The sequence below is a fragment of the Candidatus Margulisiibacteriota bacterium genome, from assembly GCA_003242895.1.
In the GTDB taxonomy this organism is placed as follows: Bacteria; Margulisbacteria; Riflemargulisbacteria; order GWF2-39-127; family GWF2-39-127; genus GWF2-39-127.
Genome location: QKMY01000024.1, coordinates 82,713 through 102,445, shown reverse-complemented (window position 1 = coordinate 102,445; position 19,733 = coordinate 82,713). Strand labels below are relative to the sequence as shown.

Below are 19,733 nucleotides of genomic sequence, written 5' to 3'. Positions count from 1 at the left end.
GGGATTGAGTAAGAGTATGTGAATAAAAATTTATTGGAATTGAGGGGGAGTTATGATGGAAAAAGAGCAAGAAAAGTCACAGAAATTCAAAGAGAAAGAGTCGAAAACAGAATCCGGCGCAGAATATCTTTCTGCATATACAAAAGAAAAAGTTACTTTTGTTGATGAAGAAGAACCGATAGTTAGTGTTGAACGATTTTCTGCAACCAAAATTGGTTCTGCAGATGATTTTGAAAAATCGCTCGCCGATGATAATTTTATGACTGACAAGATGGACAGGAACGGCACAATTTCCTTGCAAGAAAGCTTAATGCAGGAAAACAATCTACAGGATTATAAAGAAGGAGATCTTATAACCGGAGATATTATAAGCCTTGAAAAAGATGGAGTGCTTGTCGATGTAAGCTATAAATCTGAAGGCCTTATACCATTAAGCGAAACTGGAATTACGAATAACAAAGAAATGGAAGAATTCTTTGTTCCAGGAAAAAAACTAACCTTAAAAATTATTAAGCTTGAATCTAAAGAAGGCTTTATAATGCTATCAAAAAAAATGGCAGACTTCGAAAAAGGGCTCGATGAAATAGCCAAAGCATACGAAAACACTTCCCCACTAGAAGCAAAAATAGAAAATGCAGTAAGAGGAGGACTTATCGTAACAATATTTGGACATAAAGGATTTCTCCCTGCATCTCATATAATAAAAGAAAAAAATGAAAACATGGAAGCTCTTGTAGGAAAAAAGCTGGAAGTTGTTGTCATAGATTTCGACAAAACCAGAAAAAAAATCATTGTTTCAAATAAAAATGCACTAAAACAATCAGCAAAAAAAGAATCAAAAGATAATATTCTTGTCACACTCGAAGCTGGTATGGTCGTTAACGGGAAAGTGAGCAGCATTAAAAATTTCGGTGTTTTTGTTGACATAGGTGGGGTTGAAGGCCTTATTCATATTTCCGAATTATCCTGGTGCAGAGTAAACAATCCTGAAGAAATCTTAAAAGTCGGGCAGGATATCGACGTATTTGTATTAGGCGTTGATAAAGAAGGAAAAAAAGTTTCATTAGGCTACAAACAGCTCTTCCCAGACCCGTGGGTATCAGTTGAAGAAACCTACCAAATTGGTGATATAGTATCAGGAAAGGTCAGCAAAATTGTAAGTTTTGGAGCTTTTATCGAGCTAGAAAAAGGGCTAGAAGGATTAATACATCTCTCAGAAATATCTGAAAAAAATATAACCAAAGTTGAAGATGAACTTCAGCTCGGAGATCTTGTTAAAATAAAAATTCTAAGAATAATACCTGAAGAAAAGAAAATCGGGTTAAGTATGAAATCAGCAAAAAATGAAGAGATTCAGGAAGATTTCAAAAATTTCGAACAAAAAGTTATACCAAAACATATTACCATCGGCGACATAGTAAAGGTAGAAGAAGTGAAAAGCGTTGACATCTCTGATGAAGACGATAAATTATTAGAACAGGTAATGGAAGAAGCTGCATTAAAAAAATCAGATCTTGCAATAAATATGGACGAAGTTCTAAACCTGTAACTTTTTAATCGCTACACATCGATTATCTAAATAAGGGCTTCAAGCGATGGTCAATCAGCATAAATATGCCGATTGACCATCGAGTATCTTTAAATAAATAAAATAATCATAAGAAAGCTAAAGAGTTAATACCATGCATTACCCACTAGTTTCAATTATCGGCAGACCAAATGTCGGAAAATCCTCCTTGGTCAATAGAATTTCAGGCAAATTCCGAGTAATCGTAGATGACCAGCCTGGAATTACAAGAGATAGATTATATGTTGAAGCAGAATGGCTCGGCCATTATTTCACGTTAATCGATACTGGCGGAATATTTTTTGACCCTAAATTTTCTAAATCGGACAATATTTTTCAAAAAGAAATAGAAATGCAGGTACAAATTGCGCTACAACAATCCGACCTGGTTTTGTTTATTGTCAATGTCGAAGAAGGTATCACTCCCTTTGATCTATATATAGCAAAAAAAATTCAAGCACAAAACAAACCTGCAATTCTCGTAATAAACAAGGTTGATAACCAAAAACGAGAGATCGAAGCCACCGAATTTTATGAATTGGGATTTGATGTAATAGAAACCATTTCTGCTCTTCATGGAAGAGGAGTGGGCAATCTACTCGACAAAGTAATCGAAATGATCCCGAACGTATCTGAGACGAAAAAAGACGAGAATCTAATTTCAATTACTATAGCGGGAAAACCAAATGTAGGAAAATCATCGCTGTTAAATGTCATCGCAGGTGAAGAAAGAGCAATAGTGAGTGAGGTCTCCGGCACTACCAGAGATAATATTGACGTCAAACTAACAAAGAATGGAATAGAATTTCTCTTCGTTGATACTGCCGGAATAAGAAAAAAATCAAAGATTACAGACAATATAGAAAACTACAGTGTCCACCGGTCTATGAATGCCATCAGCAGATCAGACATCGTGTTATTCATGATTGACGCTACACAACCGATAGCTGAACAGGACAAAAAAATTGCCGGCATGATCGAAGAAGAAGGAAAAGGCTGCATCCTTATAGTAAACAAATGGGATCTTGTGGACAAAGAACTCTATAACGTAGCCCAATACGAAGCTGTACTAAGAAAAGAGTTTTTTTTCCTATTCAATGCTCCGATACTATTCGTTTCCGCAAAAACTGGCCAGCGTGTTCACAAAATATTTGATACAGTCATAAGCATTTATCAAGAATACACGAAAAGGATACCGACAGCACAACTCAACGCGTTTGTTGAAAAAGCGGTCGCGAGCAAAGCACCTCCATCATATAAAGGCCACCGGCTTAAGATTTATTATGCTACCCAAGCAAATAATGCACCTCCTTTGTTCTTATTCTTCGTCAATAATCCTGACCTTATCCACTTTTCTTATCGCCGATACCTTGAAAACCAACTTCGTGAAGCATTTGGGTTTAATGGGGTCCCGATAAGATTAAGCTTTCGTCAACATTGATTTTATTTCCGGATATCGATAATTTTGTAAACTATTCATTATTGATATCCGGCGAATTGTCGAGGGCTTAGAAAATCTTGTATCTGGAACTTGGCACAAGCAGTCTAGCGGCTATGTGCATGCCCATTTCCACTCATTATAATTTTTGCTGTTAAAAAAAATGTTAAATAACAAAACTTAAGATATAATTTAATGAGAAACCAGCTAAACATTAAAAGAATATAAATGAATATGATAAAAGTGTTCGCAGGTATTCATAATGAAACCAATATGTTCTTTATGATATAAGTTAAACGGCATGTGGACCAATTAAAGTCTGATTAATAAAAACATGAATGCTAACCAAAAAAAACTGAAAATAGCAATTTTTCCTTCATATGGGCATGTTTTACCCTTTATTGTCGATTGTATAGGAAAAGCTTTAGAAGAAATAAGTATAACTGTCCATTATGTTAATTATTCCATTATTAACGGAGAGTATATATTTACAACCGAAACGCTTCAAGACCTGATAGATTTCGCGCCAGATTTTGCATTTTTTTTAGGACAAAATGGCTATCTGGACATAGAAGAGGGTGGACACTTTCTCCATATACACAAAATCCCCTATGCGGCGTTCCTCTTTGATTTCCCCTTAAGGCCACTTGTCCTGGCAAATCACAGGAATGAATACCTTAAAGCTTTATTTGTTTGGGACCGGGAATACATTTCTTTATTCCAAAGCTTAGGAATAAAACAAACGCATTACCTCCCCTTAGCCACGTTACCCAGCTATTTTGACCAACCCAGATCTGAAGAACAAATCTATCAGGTAAGTTTTATTGGAGCAATAATCGATGACAATTCCCTCAAGGCCCACCAGAACAAATTACCACCAGGATTAAGGGAACAAGCAGACATCCTCATTAAATCAAAAACAAAAAATAACAATTTCAATATTTGCATTCCGGAAATTATTACAAACAAAAATAATGAGAATTATTTGCGTGATTTTTTTGGTTATATAAATGCCAGACATTCATCCTATTATAGAAAAAACCTGATTTATCATATATCAAGAAACCATATTGTTGACGTTTTCGGTAATAAGGAATGGCTTGCAACAGACAATAGGTCTATTCGAGTCCACCCAACCATAAACTACAAAAAAGATATTTTTTCCATTTATCACCAGTCAAAAATAAATCTCAATTTTTCCGCTTCACAACTTGCTTCTTCAATTAACCAACGAGTATTCGATTGCTTTGCCAGCAACAGTTTCTTGCTCACAGATGACAAATCCGACCTCGATTATTTATTTGCGCAGGACGACATAAGAATTCCCTCCTTTTCCTCAAGGTCAGATCTCCTTGATAAAATCAACTATTTCCTAACGCATGAAAACGAGCGAAATGAAATTTCTCAAACCATAAAAAATGTTATTATAAAAAAACATACCTGGCTACATCGGATGGAACAGGTACTCGATATAATTATGAAATAGTAAAGAATAAATATGATCCCAACAAAAATAGCAATTCTTCCCTCAGATAGTCCTACCTATTTCCACATGCTTAACTGTATGGAGAAAGCACTGCAAGCATTAGGAATAACGACTTTTAGGCTTAGTTTATCGAATACAGCAACCCATAAAGCACTATTATTCGAAGACTTTGAAAAACTTCTACACTTTGCGCCTGATCTTGTTTTCTTTATTGGCATTTCCGGTTTAATCAGTGTGTCCGATGACCATTTACTTAATAAGTATAAGATTCCTTATGTCCAGTTTTTCTTTGACTATCCCTTTAAGCTGCCATACTCCTCATCCTTAAACCATAACTATCTTAAAAAGATATTCACCTGGGACAGATTGCATATCCCGATATTTAATCATTTCGGCTTCAATGATATTACCTACTTACCACTCGCTACCGACCCAGACTACTTTGAATATGACCACAAAACCGAACAAACCTATAATGTCAGCTTTGTTGGCACATTAAGTGATGAAAATCTTCTGAAAAACTATTACAACCAGTTAGGCATCAGGCTTCAAGAACTGGCTAACACCGAACTTAAAAAAAAGGCAGCTGATGCTTCATATAAATTATTTACCTGCGAAACTGTCTTACCCCGTGAACAAGATTGTTTTTTCACCGACTATTCCTGTTATATCAATGATCGGGCAAATAACTATAAGCGCAAAACCTATTTAGCCCAGCTAAGCCAATCCCACACTCTTGATATTTTTGGAAATAGTTCATGGAGTAGCCTTAAATCTATTCGGCTCCATTCACCGGTTGATTACCAAAGCCGCCTCGCAAAAATATTTGCTCAAAGCAAGATTAATCTCAACCTTACAACAGCCCAATTAACCACAGCGTTGAATCAGCGCGTTTTTGATTGTTTCGGTTCCGGGAACTTTATGCTTACAGATTACCAGGAGGACCTGGATTATTTATTCCCTAAGGATTCTGTCCCTCACTTTACCTCAAAAACTGAACTCATAGAAAAAGTTGACTATTACCTTAATTTTCCAGAGGACCGCATTGAGATAACAAAAATAATACAAGCAGAAATACTACAAAAGCACACGTGGAAGCATCGTATGCAAGAAGTATTAGAAATATTAAGAAAGAGCTAAAGGAACCGGATATAATCATGAACTCCATAAAAATAATGTTATGCCCGTCAGACAACCGCCTATTTTCCCATATGCTTAATTGTATTGAGAAAGCTTTAATAAAAATAGGTGCAACAGTTATTCGCCTCTCCATATCAAAAAACAATACCAATACCTTCCACATTTCAACTGAAGATCTGAATGCAATACATTTTTTTGCTCCTGATTATATTTTTTTTATTGGATTGAATGGCATAATAAAAACCTCTGCCTCCGATAATAATGATCATTTATTCGAAAAACTTAAAATTCCCTATGTGCAATTTTTTTTCGATTTCCCGATGAACTTCCCCTTTTTCGCAAGTCTTTCGCACAACTATCTCGCCCATATTTTCACCTTCGACAGAGAGCATATTCCCATATTTAACCATTTCGGATTTCACAATGTATCCTACCTGCCACTTGCGACCTCTCCAGAATACTTCGACCAAAAATCCACTCAAAATAAAAGGTTCGAAATATCATTTGTTGGCAGCTTGGTCGATGACGCAAAAATATTTGAATGCTATAAGAACCTAGATACCCCATTAAAATTATCAGCCGATGAACTTGTTAATAATAAAATAAAAGATCCGGGATTCAACATTTTTACATTAGAAAACATGCTAAAAGCTAATCCTGGAAATTATTTTTATGATTATTTCTGGTATATGGACAGTCGATATGGCAATTACTTAAGAAAAACCTGCATATCATATTTAAACAAACATTTTCCTATAAAAATATTTGGCAATAACCAATGGACGAATATCAAAAAAACAAATATATCTCCACCGGTCGATTATCGACAAGTGATGAACATATACAATGACTCTAATATTAATCTTAATTTTTCTGTTGGTCAGCTTACAACTGCAATTAACCAGAGAATATTCGACTGTTTCGGTAACGGGAATTTTGTTCTCTCTGACTACCGAGCTGATCTGGAATACCTTTTTTCGGATACCCGGGTTGCTATCCCGACATTCAGGACAAAAGAAGAACTTCGCGAAAAATGTAGCTACTTTTTGTATCATCCGAAAGAACGTGAAAAGATTACCAAAACACTTCAGGAAATTATTTTACAAGAACATACCTGGGAACATAGAATGAAAACTTTGCTAGGTATTCTTAATTAAGCCAAACTCTTTGAATCGGGTCACCACTAACTGAAAATTAGCCCGCATCTTCCTGATACCGGTTTCCAGGCTTAATAGATATTCCCAACTATTTGAATAAAGATAGTCCGTTGATTCCTGCGCTGAAAGTTCCATAATATTTTTATACATATTTCTTTTATATTTATAAACCAGTTCAGGAATCTGGACCAAAATCAGTTCATACAAAAAAGAACTTCGTTTATAGATCCAAAGGAACTGCTCTTCTAAAAACAGATATTTATCAAAACAATTGCCAATAGTTTCCAATTTTCCTTTACATAAAGCGATCCATTTTTCCAATTCGTAACTACTTTCAATCACGTCATTAATGTGGGCGAGTGCTTTCTTAATCCCCGCTGTCTTTTCTATTATGTCAACAGCGGTTATATTCAACTGAATTGCACTCTGAAAATAACAAGCAATATCTGAAACCGCCACTCTAGGAATTCCACGGATACAGGCACCTTTTTCAGTCAAGTTGTAAACCTGGCATGGCTGCTCTGCATTATATTTTTCAAAAATCGAAATAAAAAAAGCAAATACCATATTACTAGGGATATCATTACCATCATAATCTTTCACAGTCACTATATCTATATCTACCTCCTGCCCAGCAACCTTAACAAGAGCGTGGTTTTTTTCATCAGGCTTGTAATCGATTGAAACAGCATTCGTTGCTCCAGGAGCGTGAGTAGTCCCAGAGATCCCATAAGACAGGTCTTGTCCAACTAAAACAATAGGACTGCCCCCGATTTCTTTTGCAACCGCAAAACACAATAAAGCCACAGTATAGGCTGGGGGCAGTTTATCTTCATTCGGGAAAAAAGTGTCTCGAAATAAAGCTACATCAGCAAAATTTTTTCTCCCTGACAATGCCAAAAGCTTTGAACCTTGCCATACATCCAGCAATTTATAATAAGTATCATATCCACAGATCAAATTAATCCCGGAAGTATTATCTGCATGTTCGAGGAACCAATTAAACTTCCGGGGCGTAGGCTCCATTGCGGCAACGAAATGCGGCTTAATACCATTCTTCACAAGAACCGGCAACGCAGCATCGACACAAATCAGCAACGCTTTATTCTGGATTTCTTTCAAAAAATCAAGATAATTCATTAAGGAAGGACCAGGAGAAACACAAACTACAGGAGTTCCCTGGTACTTACCAAATAATTCATTCACTAAGGGTAAACAGGCCATATAAACAACGTTATTATAAAAATTATCCGAAATATAGTCCTTCTTTTCCAGCATAGTCCGTTGAGAAATATCTAATGACCTCAAAGTATCATCAAAAAGAGAGAGGCTTTTCCTCACTCTATCAGGATAGAGTGTAATCATTTCAGGTGGCAGGATTGTTAGCCAATTTCCAAAGGCAAAAAAACGATGAACTCTATGAGGCATTCCAAAGTCTGCAAAAAACTTGTCGCCTACAAAAAAGCAAATATTATCCGGCTCAAGGAACTGAGTTATATCGATTTTTTCGATAACAAGCTTGAATACCTCAATATCAGGTTCATAAACAATTATTTCCTTCAACCAGGACATATTCTGTAATAATGCCTCCAGATAATATCCGCACCCGAACCCGACAAGAAAACAAAACGTTGTATCTTTAATATATAAGTTATTTTCGTCAATTACTTTCTGAACATACCGGCTTGCGTGGTTCTTGGGATTGTCATTTTCGTGATAATAAATAGAGGCGCTTCCATTCAACAGAATATTGGAATAGCCACAAGAACTAGATACAATACGTTTATAGTGATCGGCGTTAAGATTCGTTAATTCCTCTGCGATATCCGGATACTTTCGCCGGAGTATAGCAAGGTTTTTTTGGTAAGTATCCATCGAAGAGAGCCTTACCCGCTAAAGTCAATCTTCTTCATACCTGCGGATTGTTGTGCGTATGCATTTGCCGGTCGTGCTGAGATATTAATCCTATTTTCAACATTATCGTCTTCAATAGCCTGCGCAAAGTCCTCTGATTTGGCTTTACCATTGATTATGATCTCCCAAGACTCTTTCAGTCCTGATAAAAGGTATCTTACCCCATTGATATTCTCTATATTTTTATCCCGATAAGCCTCAATTAGTTGGCGTAGCATAAATTCGTACAGGGAAAACAAATTTCTTGCGATTTCGCCACCGGCATCCATATTAAGTGTGGCCATCAGTTCAGTGATGATAGCCTGTGCTCGTCCTAGGTAATGCTTATAATTAGCATCATCATTTTCCCTTAAATACTCTTTTGCCAGATCGAGGAATTCCAATGCTCCTTCGAATAAACGTAATAGAAGTTTACCCTGGCTAGCTGATTCAATTTCCACCTTTTTATAGTTTTTTACATTTAACGAGTACATACGCAATCCTCCTTAAAAAAATCTTTAATTAATTTCTTAGTTACCGGTACTAAGGTTTGCAAACTGGGTTCCTAACCAGTTGCTCGTACTTTTAAATTGTTGCATTACAGATTCCATTTTAGAAAACTGGTCCCTGTATTGTTGTTCTTTAACTGCGAGTCTATCACCCCATACGCTAATTTGCTTATCAAGAACATCCAGTTCCTCATGAATAGAATCTGTTTCAAGTACTATGTTTCCGTTTGTAACATCTGTAAGTGTAGAAATAAGATCATCTATCCTTTTCCCGATGCCTCTTGATTCTGACACTTCCAGTTCAGTAATATTAGCTGTCCCATCCCCATTTCCTAGTGCGTTATTAATTCTTATCTTATTTGTTATAATCGGTGAAGAAAAATAATAAACTAGATTACCGGAAGCATTACCGGAATAACTTTTCTCAGTTTTCCAGGCGTTGGAAGTAAAATCCCAGTAATCAAAGTCAAAGCTTTTTATGGAATTACTGGCTGCTGGCATATCGCTTGTATCAAGCGAGTATAATTGAAATTTCTGTAATTTATATTTGCTGGCTAGATTAATCTGAAGATAAGTCCCAGTCCCTCCGGGAGCTTTCCAGCCCGTAGACCCGTCAACAAAATCTTCAAAGCTGGTATTGCCATCGATTGCCCCTGCTGTAGTATAAGGCGCAGTTGGCGTTGCCGGATTAGATATGGAAGTTGCACCATTAGACGCCGATGCCACATTAACAGAATAAGTAAATAATTTTTTTACACCTTCAAGATTAGTATTCAAGGCATTACTTAGCAGATCATTATCAAGGTTCAATGTACCATCAAGTCCAAACGACAACCCAACTTCTCCAATATTATTCATCGTAGACGGCAAACCGCTCACAGTATTCGTAAGCATATTAAAAACATCGTTTTTAATCTGATTAATCGTATAATCTCCCTGTAATTCTCCGGCAACTTTCGTCTCAGGATCATAAGCGGTCTTCTCATTGACCATATTTATAAAGGAATTATATGAATCAACAAAACTCTGCACTGCTGTCGATATCGCAGCATTATTATTGCTTAATGACAGGGTAACAGGAGTCGAACTAACACTTTTCAAATTAATTGTTACCCCAGCTAAAACATCATTAATTGTATTGGACGATTTCTCAATAAGCTTCGGAGTAGAACCAATTCCCTGAGTACCCAAACTGAATACAGCATTCTGAGCATTAGCGATAGTACCCATCGATAGACCAGCTCCGCCGGAAACATTGGCATCAAAAACAATTTGCCCTGCTTCTCCGGAATTCTTACTGGTAATCATTAACTTAAATGCTCCGGAAACTGAACCATCATTAATAATTGAAGCTTTTACATTAATATTGGCATTATTAATCTTGTCTCGAATATCTTTCAATTTATCAGTGGCTGCAACATTTATAGTGTATTCGTATGCGCCGTTTATAGTTATTCCAGTAGCATTCCCAGCAATATTTAAATCATTAGCCATTGATCCACCGTAGTTGTCGATAACAAGATTATTAGAGCCGCCAGACTTATCTGTAATGATAATCCCATCACCGGTACTATTAACAGCAGCAGATAGCAAAAAAGCCGAGCCTTCGGTATTGATCTTTGTGATAACATCTCCTATGGTTTTGATATAATCAGCAGAAAGATCAATAATCACGCTATTACCATTTTTATTAGTCATTTTTATCTGCCCTTTATGCACTCCGGCACCGGAGTTAAGTCCGGTTAAAAGTGTATTTTCAGATATGTAGCGTGTATCAAGGTCTGCCCCTTTGATTGTATAATTGCTTGTTCCTGCATTTGCGATTGACAGCCCGGTAGCTGCATTGGTTGTTGCATTGGATGCGATTGAAAAAGAACTACTTCCGGATGTCAAATCAACGATTTGGATTCCATTCCCAGCGTCATTAAGTTCAGCTCTAATCTTCCCCGTTGAATTATCATTAATATTTGTGATAAGTTCCTGTAAAGTCTCTGAAGCGTTAAACTTGTCTGAAGTAATAGTTAAGCTACCGGAATGAAGAGTAAAAGACAAATCCTTAGAGAGGTCTATCCCGGTCTTTTTCGGCAATTCCCGACCATCGATCGACAGGTCTGTAGTCCCCGCAACCGATATACCCAATCCCGTAATAGAATCTGTTGTGGCATTTTCCTCTATACTAAGAGTCCCTCCGCCAACTGTTAAATCGTTTATTTTAATCCCGATTTTCACACCATTTTCATCAGTGACGGCCTCAGCGCTGAACTTTCCAAGAAGTGCATTAGGATCGCTGTTAATAGCCGTAAGTAACTCATCTATTGTTGATGATGAACCAAATCCGCCTATCCCGGCTGAACTAATTGTAACAAGGTCATTATTATGTAAAGTCAAAACCATATCATTCGACAGATCTACCCCGCTAAGAAGATCATTCGCACTGCCGCCATGTAGATTTTTAAGCATTACAGTGTCCATCCCGGAAATGAGGCGCTTTCCGTTCATCGTATTCCCACCGGAATAAACTCCGTCCAATCCGAGATCATATAAAGCCTTGCTCCCGTTAAGTGCTGTTATAGAAAACTTGCCATCGGCAACAGGGACCGAAGAATCAATCACTTTCAAAACATTATTTCCATTACCATCATCCACTAATGATGCAGACAGATTACCGTTTGCACTATTTATAGCCGTTATAACTCCTTCCAATGAGGTAACGCCGGTTAAGTCGATATCTACACTGGTATTATCTATCATACTTATCTTAATATCATTCCCGGCAACGGTTCTCACACCGGTTCCATCATTGAGAAGACTCAGTCTGGAAGCGGCATTAACATAATTAACAACATCGCCGGTTATAGATCCAACTCCTGTTTTTTTAATGCCCAGGTCATTAGCCATAGATCCGCCGTTTACTTCCTCAATTTTAATAGCACCGGCGCCGGTATCAACAATATTAATACCATTGCCATAAGCATTTAAGGATGCGGTAACTGCGATAGCGCTATTAGTATTAATGGCGTTGATAACTTCTTGTACTTCAGTTGCATTTGATAAATCAACAACAGAAGAAGAGCCGGCGCTATCAGTGATCTTTATAGAACCACGATGGACTCCATTCTGACCGTTAAGAAAATCTAATTTAGTTTTTGGATTGAGATTACCTTTACCAAATTCGAAGGTAACGCTCCCCGATCCGACAGCCGTACTATCCTGATCATCGTACCCGCGGCTAAGCATCTGATGGGCTTGTGCAAGTTTATTAACAACAATTGAATAACTGCCGTCTATTGGGGTTCCAGATACTGATGCGTCTAAAACATCCTTATCACTTGAGCTAATTGTCTTCCCGGAAAACAATGCTTCTCTTGATAAAGAATAGGCATCTAACTTAAAACTAAGCAGGTTGGCCGTTACTTGCTTCCACACATTTATTTTGTTTGATTTTTTAGTTTTTTTCGTTTGCAAGTCAACCATGGGCTTGCTGTCTATCTCAAGCATTTGTGTTATGAGATCACTTGATTTCATCCCGGTAACTACACCATCGATACTTGAGGTACCTGCCATGTTTTTCCCCTTGAGTTGATTTTTTATACTATAATTATCGGTATTTTTTTTGAATTTTTTAGCAAATTTTAACCCGAGATAATTGTTTTGAACGATTAGTACAAACTTTTTCGAGCAAAAACTATGCCCTCTTTATCAAAAAGAGCAGCAAAATATTCCCAGGGGAATTTGGAAAGAATTATCTGGATTTAAGTCAAAGGAACAGAGAAATATCACAGCGACCGCTGAAGGAATAATTAGGATGCAATGTTTTTAGCTATTTTCCCAAGAAACCACAAAAAAACTTACTCTATTCGTAAGTTTACAAATGAAATTTACATATCTATATTCTTGGCTTATTTAATAGAAGTTATGCTTTATCATCTACCAAGGCCCCTAAAATACTTTCTTCTATTCTTGCCATTACTTTTATCATTTCTTCCGCAGGATATTGCCTGATAACTTTGCCGGAATCCTTATCCACGACCTTAACAACCATCTGATTTTTTAGCCTGTCATCGACAACGAATTCCAGTTTTCGATTCATAGCTTCCATAATTACATTAAGTTTATCGACCTCCTTTTGGATTTCTGAAGGTTCTTCATCTTTAGTGGCTTTCCCGTTATCTTTACTAATGTTTTTTTCTTTAGTTATCGGCTCACTACCCTCTTTCTTTGATACGTAGTCGTTCTCTTTGGTTAATGATACAGGAACCTCAATAGCTACTGATTTAAGGCTATCAATATTCATTACTCTCACCTCCTTGTGCAGAACAGATTAAACATTATTTCTTGTAGTTGGGCGAGAATAACCTCGCCCAACCATTAAACCAAAAACATGAAAACAAAATACTATATATATATCAGCGGCTATCTTTATCTTCCCAATAATTGTAAAACTGATTGAGGAAGCTGATTTGCTTGCGCTAACATCGCCGTACCTGCTTGTGTTAATATCTGATTCTTTGTGAAATCCATCATTTCCTGTGCCATATCAACGTCTCGAATACGTGAATTAGATGATTCGAGATTTTCTTTGTTAATTGACAATGTAGTAATGGTTGTCTCAAGAGCATTCTGTTGGAACGCACCGAGATTCGCTCTGGTTATTGAAACATCATCAATCGCCTTATCAATAATCTTAACCGCATTAGCTGCATCCTTAGATAACTCATAGCCACTGCCGGTTCTGATAGAGTTAAGACTGTATGTTCCTGAGAGCCCGGTAACACCACTACCTAATTGAGCTACCTGCATATTAGAGATTGCCAGGCTTCTTATTTCTGTGGAATTAGCATCCTGTCCAAGAGAGAACTTCAAAGAACCCTCGGTTACGCTGAACAAGTCTGCTACTGCAGATGTACTAGATACGACACCGCCGTAGTTACCCACTCCGGCTCGCTCAGTTGTAACCCCGGCATTAGCGCCGACAAGCGTGAGTTTCGTTCCTGTGAGGCCAGTAGTATTCGAGTCAACAGTAAGTGATAGTCCAGTTCCTGTCATTTGAAGGGTGGTATTTGTACTGGCAAAATTACCGACCATATACCCATCAGCATCTTGCCCAGCTGCATATTCGGAATTCCCAGCTCCACCAATTAAGCCTGCGGCACTTGATTTGACAGTAAGGCTATGATCAGAACCATATGAACTGAACGTAAAAGAAAGTGATGAGGTGCTACCACCAGTAACACTAGCCCATACGCCTGTCTGAGAATAGAAGTTATTAACCTGTGCTGCAGTAGCTGTTGCAGTTGCATTTGCAGCAATAGCAATTGTTTGAGCTGCAAAATCTGACGACTCGATAGTAAGTGTAGTAGCCGCATGACCAGATGAAAATCCACTGGCTACAATATTAGCTCTCTCAGCTCTTGCCGTAAGTGTAAAGGTTACGCTGCCGCTTTGTGTATCTGCAGAGCCTTGGATATCAATTGCAGAAATACTATTTGAATAGGTTGATGTGCTAAAAGTAGCGGCATTACTTGATGATCCATCAAGCAATATCTTTGACTGATATTTCGTATTCTGAGCAATTTTTTGCAGAGAATCAAGAGCTGAATCAACCTGTCTCTGGTCAGCAGCAATTGTATCTGTATCATTAACACCGGAGTTTGCTGAGTGAACTGCCAAACCGCGCATCTTATTCAACATATTATTCATTTCCGTTAAAGCACCTTCAGCAGTTTGCACAAGTGAAGTTGCCTCTTGAGCATTTTTAATTGCCTGCCCAAGACCCGTAATTTGTGATTTTAATCGTTCTGAAATGATCAAACCTGCCGGATCGTCCGCACCTTTGTTAATACGGAGACCAGAGGATAACTTCTCAACTGATCCGGTTAATTTGTCTTGTGAAACTCCTAGATTTCGCCATGCATTATTCGCGGCGCCGTTGTAATTAATTCTCATACCCATGATAAATTCCTCCTTGATTGTAATATTCACTATCCTGAAACCGGATAGGAATATAAGTCCAGCATCCATGCAGGACTTGGCTATTTTAAGGTCTAGCCGGGACCAGTTACAAACCCACTCACCCCCTTGAATAAGAGTTTAAAAAGGGAATTGGAGAATAAAAACCTCTCACTTAAAAAAACCCTTCTTATATAGTGTATCTAATTTATCGATACGTTTAAAAAATACTTTAGGTTTTTATTGATAGTTTAAATAAAATTTTTGCATTACACTGGGATTGTCTTTCCGATATTTCCCAGCTTCTTTTATTATTCCAAAAAAACCTGAATTATATGCCTAATATTTTCTAAATATTTTTTTTTAATATACCAAAACATTCGGAACCACATCAATTTAGCGGGTGCTTAAATTACAGATTAACTCAACAATTACTCACCTTTTAAACAAAAATTTTATATATTAATCTATTTATGTTAAAATTAATTATGACAACAAAACCGATAATTTCTTATTTAACCTGGGCAATTGGCGGAAAACAGGTAATGGGTGGAATCAGGGTTATTCTGGAGCAAACACACCATCTGCTTGAACGAGGTTATCACGTCAATATTCTTACACACCAGTCCAAAGAAATACCCTGGTTTGACTCAAAAATAAAACCAATTGTTATTCCTGAATTTTCAACCGATATTCCGAAAACCGATATCCTAGTTGCCTCATACTGGCCAACAGCTTACGAGGTTAACAATTTTACTGATGTCAGAAAATATTATCTTGTACAACATTATGAACCTTTGTTCGAAAATAATTCAGTCGCTTTCGAACTAGCAAAAAACACCTATCGTCTGCCGCTCAAGAAGCTTACAGTCTCTCATTGGATATCAGATAAACTCGAAAAAGAAACACAGCAGAAATCGTCTTGCATTTCGAACGCAATTCAACCTCAAAAGTTCCAACTCCCTGAGGGATTTGCTGTAAATAAGCCTGAAAAAACCCAGATACTTGCAGTTGCCTCAGATATGGCCAGATGGAAAGGAATTGAAGAGCTTTTTCTTGTATTCAAAAAATTAAAAGAAACTCGTACCGACATTGAGATTACCTTCATAACTTCTGACAAACGAATAAATTCTCACCACAAACAATGTATTGATAATTTCATTGTATCTCCTATTCAGGAAGCTCTTATTGCCTATTATCAAAGAGCTGATCTTTTTATTCATACCTCATATTATGAAGGTTTCGGGTTACCACCCCTCGAAGCCATGGCAGCCAATACATGCATCGTAGCAGTGGACTCTGGGGGAATTAATGATTACGCGAAACATAATGAAAATGCAATCATTGTGCCGGCAAGGGACTATGATGCACTTTTTCTGTCCATTTACTTTCTGCTTGATCGTCCTGCAATACGAGAAAAGCTAGCGTTTAACGCACAAAAAACTGCCCAACAATTCACCTGGAATAAGGTTATTGATAAATTAGAAAATATATTCTTAGAGGATTCCTCTAATTAATAGAGTAAAAAGGTCACACACTCCTATTATAATCAGATATCACTTATGCTATAATTACCCTTCTATATTATTTAATATTCACTTAAAGCACACGCGTTGAAAGGCTGCATATATGAAATCATTTATTGAGTGTAGTGCCTGTATGATTCGGCAATCGCTTGAGATCCTGAATAAACATAGTACTTCTAACGAACAGAAAAGCGATATTCTCAAATTAGTTTTAAAAGCTTTGAGCGAGACTACGATTACAAGCATTAATCCACCGCAGCTTACCAACAAAGTACATTCTATATTAAAGCAAGAACTGCACATCCAGGATTTTTATTCGGAAGAAAAAAAGGAAAGCAATAAAGAAGCACTTCGATTAGAATCATTCCTGAATCAACTAATAGCCAGCGCAGACAACCCACTCCTTACTGCTGCGAAACTAGCTATCGCCGGCAATGTAATTGATCATGGTGCCTTAGCAAGCTTTGACTTAAATGAAACAATTTCTACTGTTCTCGAAGACCATTTTGCAATAGATCATTTTGACCGTTTCGAAGAACTCGTATCAAAACCCAATCGTATTCTCTATCTGGGAGATAACGCGGGCGAGATAGTCTTCGACAAAACCTTTATTTCTCTGTTGCTCAAGCAACACCAGACAGTTATCTATGCCGTTAAAAGTGCACCCGTCCTTAACGATGTACTCCTGGAAGATGCGAAAGAAACCGGATTAGCGGCAATGATTCCGGTTATTGAAAGTGGGTCCACAACTGCCGGGACAGAACCTTCGGAAATGAATGCCGAGTTCAGAAACTACTATACAAACTCAGATCTCATTATTGCCAAAGGATTAGGCAACTTTGAAACTCTCTATGGCTTAAATGACCGGAAAAACAAATTTTTCCTTTTCAAAGTAAAGTGCCCGCATTTAGGAAAATATCTCAATCTTTCAATGAAAGATATTGTTTTTTTGGAAGAAACCTTTTAATCATTCTGATTTTCAAGTTAATGATTACTTCAAGGAGAACCTTTTAGGCTCTTTCGCTTTGCACGGAAGAAATCCGAAAGAATTGTACCGCATTCCTCAGCCATAACACCACCCACAACCTCAATCGAATGATTAAGTCCAGGATGTGCATAAAAATTGAGCACCGAGCCGCAAGCTCCGGCTTTGGGATCACTTGCCCCGTAGATTATTTTCTTAATCCGGGAATTAATTGCAGCTCCAAGGCACATCGGGCACGGCTCAAGAGTCACATAGAGATCACACTGGTCAAGTCTCCAACTATTGAGAACTGAAGCCGCCGCTTGCAAAGAAAGTACCTCTGCATGTGCAATGGGATTCTGAGAGAGTTCTCTTGTGTTATAACTACGGGCTATTATTCTATTCTCATGAACAATGACTGCACCGACAGGAACTTCGTCACATAGCGCTGCTTGCTCTGCCAGTTTCAATGCTTCCGCCATAAAATATTCATTAGAGAACACGTCTTCTGCTATCAACTTATTATCATTCCAGAAAAACCTTAATTATTGAACATCTGGTGTTACCAGAAGAAACCAATCGGACTTGATTCCATCTAAAAAGATTGTACTTCATTATAATTTATTTGACTATATTTGACACTTTTTTGATTATCTGGCTTTAGCGAAAAGATATCTTTATATTTTTTCTGATAAAGGCCATCTCTTTTTCACCTTCAATTACTAGCAGCATATTAGCAGCAAAGCAACCAAAACGATGCCAATATGAACTAAAAAACGTGAAAAAGAAAAAGGAAATTCAATCTGAGTTTGGCGCGCTCGAGAGGAGTCGAACCTCCAACCGCTTGATCCGTAGTCAAGTGCTCTATCCATTAAGCTACGAGCGCACAATTCTTATCAACGCTTACATCTAATGAGTTTCTAATAATTAACAGCTTTATATTATCAAATAACTCTGTGTTTTGTACATATTGTGTATATCAAGCGTACCTCACACCTTTTAAGTTAGGTGTCTCTATATTAACACAAATAAATTCATTAAAAAAGCACCACTTATTTGCGTATTAGCAATGCCTCCCTTATAATGAGCATAAATGGACTACTCAATTGTATTTGTTCATAGCGGGCTAACATTACCTGAATACCTCAGAGATTCTATCAATCAGGCACGATACTTCAATAACAACTGCAAAATATTCTTAATCACAAATCAAGCTTTAATAAAAGAAATAGATTACGCTAATCTGCTTGCTGTAGAAATAGTAAGCTGTGAATCGCTCAAAGAAAGTAGCCGGCATAATAATTTCAAAAATAATTCCACCTTAGACCCAACGTTTAGAAATGGTTTCTGGCAGCATACAACAGAACGCTTCTTTTATATCGACGAGCTTATAGACCAGCTTAACCTGACAAATGTATTCCATCTCGAAAATGATGTCTTAATCTATGTTAACCTAGCCCGGCTGTTATCGATTTTCATACAATGTTATCCGGGGATCGGTGCGACCTTCGATAACGATTTAAGGTGCGTACCGGGATTTATGTATTTTAGTAATAAAACCGCGAGTTACAACTTAACGGAATTCATAAGCTATTCGTTCTTAAACAAACTTCCGAATTCTATAAACGACATGGAATTGCTGGGAAGTTACAGACAATTAGGCAGCCACCTTATCGATCATCTCCCGATTATCATGGATGTCTACGCTCATCCGCTCATAACTCGAACCAGGATGGTCCCCCAAAACCCACACAATTACTCAAAAAACTTCCACCTCTTCCAATCATTATTCGACGCGGCATCAATCGGGCAATATATAGGCGGGATCGACCAGAGAAATGCCGGAGGTAAGAATACGAAGGGCTTTATTAATGAAAGCTGCGTGTTCAATCCGGCGTTGCTAGAATACTATTGGGGAGAGGAAGATGGCAAACAAGTCCCCTTCGCCAAGCATAGCGATCGATATTATCGACTCAACAACCTTCATGTTCACAGTAAAGAGTTACAGAAATATATTTCTTTTCAAAAATAATCTCGAGAACTTTAAGACATGATACGATCGCTTTTCATTTCCTGCCAATCCTTCGAAAACAATTCAACCACC

Annotated in this window: 14 protein-coding genes and 1 tRNA gene; 8 read left to right on the top strand and 7 right to left on the bottom strand. The window is 37.5% G+C overall.

The window, feature by feature from the left end:
* Positions 1 to 52 precede the first annotated feature (52 nt).
* From DKM50_03940 to DKM50_03920, 5 genes are all read left to right on the top strand, one after another.
* Entirely contained in the window at positions 53 to 1,549 is a 1,497-nt protein-coding gene (locus tag DKM50_03940) for a 30S ribosomal protein S1 (protein PZM82287.1), read from the top strand.
* Positions 1,550 to 1,682: 133 nt separating this feature from the next.
* Positions 1,683 to 3,008, top strand: a complete 1,326-nt coding sequence (der, locus tag DKM50_03935) for a ribosome biogenesis GTPase Der (GenBank protein PZM82286.1) — start codon at positions 1,683 to 1,685, stop codon at positions 3,006 to 3,008.
* Between the two features lie 331 nt (positions 3,009 to 3,339).
* Positions 3,340 to 4,491, top strand: a complete 1,152-nt coding sequence (locus DKM50_03930; GenBank protein ID PZM82285.1) for a hypothetical protein — start codon at positions 3,340 to 3,342, stop codon at positions 4,489 to 4,491.
* Between the two features lie 12 nt (positions 4,492 to 4,503).
* On the top strand, positions 4,504 to 5,631 hold the full coding sequence (locus DKM50_03925; protein PZM82284.1) for a hypothetical protein: 1,128 nt from the start codon (positions 4,504 to 4,506) through the stop codon (positions 5,629 to 5,631).
* 17 nt (positions 5,632 to 5,648) lie between these two features.
* Positions 5,649 to 6,788 (top strand): hypothetical protein, encoded by a 1,140-nt coding sequence (locus DKM50_03920; GenBank protein PZM82283.1) that lies wholly within the window; start codon positions 5,649 to 5,651, stop codon positions 6,786 to 6,788.
* Here the strand turns inward: DKM50_03920 and DKM50_03915 are convergent.
* The 5 genes from DKM50_03915 to DKM50_03895 all read right to left on the bottom strand — a co-directional run bounded on the left by DKM50_03915 (position 6,771) and on the right by DKM50_03895 (position 15,211).
* Complete coding sequence (locus DKM50_03915; protein ID PZM82282.1) at positions 6,771 to 8,663, bottom strand: hypothetical protein; 1,893 nt, start codon at positions 8,661 to 8,663, stop codon at positions 6,771 to 6,773. The two genes, DKM50_03920 and DKM50_03915, sit on opposite strands and share 18 nt — an antisense overlap.
* A gap of 11 nt (positions 8,664 to 8,674) precedes the next feature.
* A complete protein-coding gene (fliS, locus tag DKM50_03910; GenBank protein ID PZM82281.1) occupies positions 8,675 to 9,175 on the bottom strand; it encodes a flagellar export chaperone FliS in 501 nt (166 codons plus the stop codon).
* Between the two features lie 36 nt (positions 9,176 to 9,211).
* Positions 9,212 to 12,754 (bottom strand): hypothetical protein, encoded by a 3,543-nt coding sequence (locus DKM50_03905; GenBank protein PZM82280.1) that lies wholly within the window; start codon positions 12,752 to 12,754, stop codon positions 9,212 to 9,214.
* A gap of 349 nt (positions 12,755 to 13,103) precedes the next feature.
* Positions 13,104 to 13,484 (bottom strand): hypothetical protein, encoded by a 381-nt coding sequence (locus DKM50_03900; protein ID PZM82279.1) that lies wholly within the window; start codon positions 13,482 to 13,484, stop codon positions 13,104 to 13,106.
* Positions 13,485 to 13,609: 125 nt separating this feature from the next.
* Positions 13,610 to 15,211: a hypothetical protein gene (locus tag DKM50_03895; protein ID PZM82278.1), complete on the bottom strand. Its 1,602-nt coding sequence runs from the start codon at positions 15,209 to 15,211 to the stop codon at positions 13,610 to 13,612.
* Positions 15,212 to 15,612: 401 nt separating this feature from the next.
* On the opposite strand from DKM50_03895, the gene DKM50_03890 reads away from it, so the two are divergent.
* Positions 15,613 to 16,656, top strand: a complete 1,044-nt coding sequence (locus DKM50_03890; GenBank protein PZM82277.1) for a hypothetical protein — start codon at positions 15,613 to 15,615, stop codon at positions 16,654 to 16,656.
* A 112-nt stretch (positions 16,657 to 16,768) separates the two neighbouring features.
* Positions 16,769 to 17,632, top strand: a complete 864-nt coding sequence (locus tag DKM50_03885; GenBank protein ID PZM82276.1) for a hypothetical protein — start codon at positions 16,769 to 16,771, stop codon at positions 17,630 to 17,632.
* Between the two features lie 29 nt (positions 17,633 to 17,661).
* On the opposite strand, the gene DKM50_03880 is transcribed toward DKM50_03885, so the two are convergent.
* Both DKM50_03880 and DKM50_03875 read right to left on the bottom strand, forming a co-directional pair.
* Positions 17,662 to 18,147 (bottom strand): tRNA adenosine(34) deaminase TadA, encoded by a 486-nt coding sequence (locus DKM50_03880; protein PZM82275.1) that lies wholly within the window; start codon positions 18,145 to 18,147, stop codon positions 17,662 to 17,664.
* 292 nt (positions 18,148 to 18,439) lie between these two features.
* A tRNA-Arg gene (locus DKM50_03875) sits at positions 18,440 to 18,515 on the bottom strand.
* Positions 18,516 to 18,722: 207 nt separating this feature from the next.
* Here DKM50_03875 and DKM50_03870 point away from each other — a divergent pair.
* Entirely contained in the window at positions 18,723 to 19,661 is a 939-nt protein-coding gene (locus DKM50_03870) for a hypothetical protein (protein ID PZM82274.1), read from the top strand.
* The last annotated feature ends 72 nt before the right edge of the window (positions 19,662 to 19,733 follow it).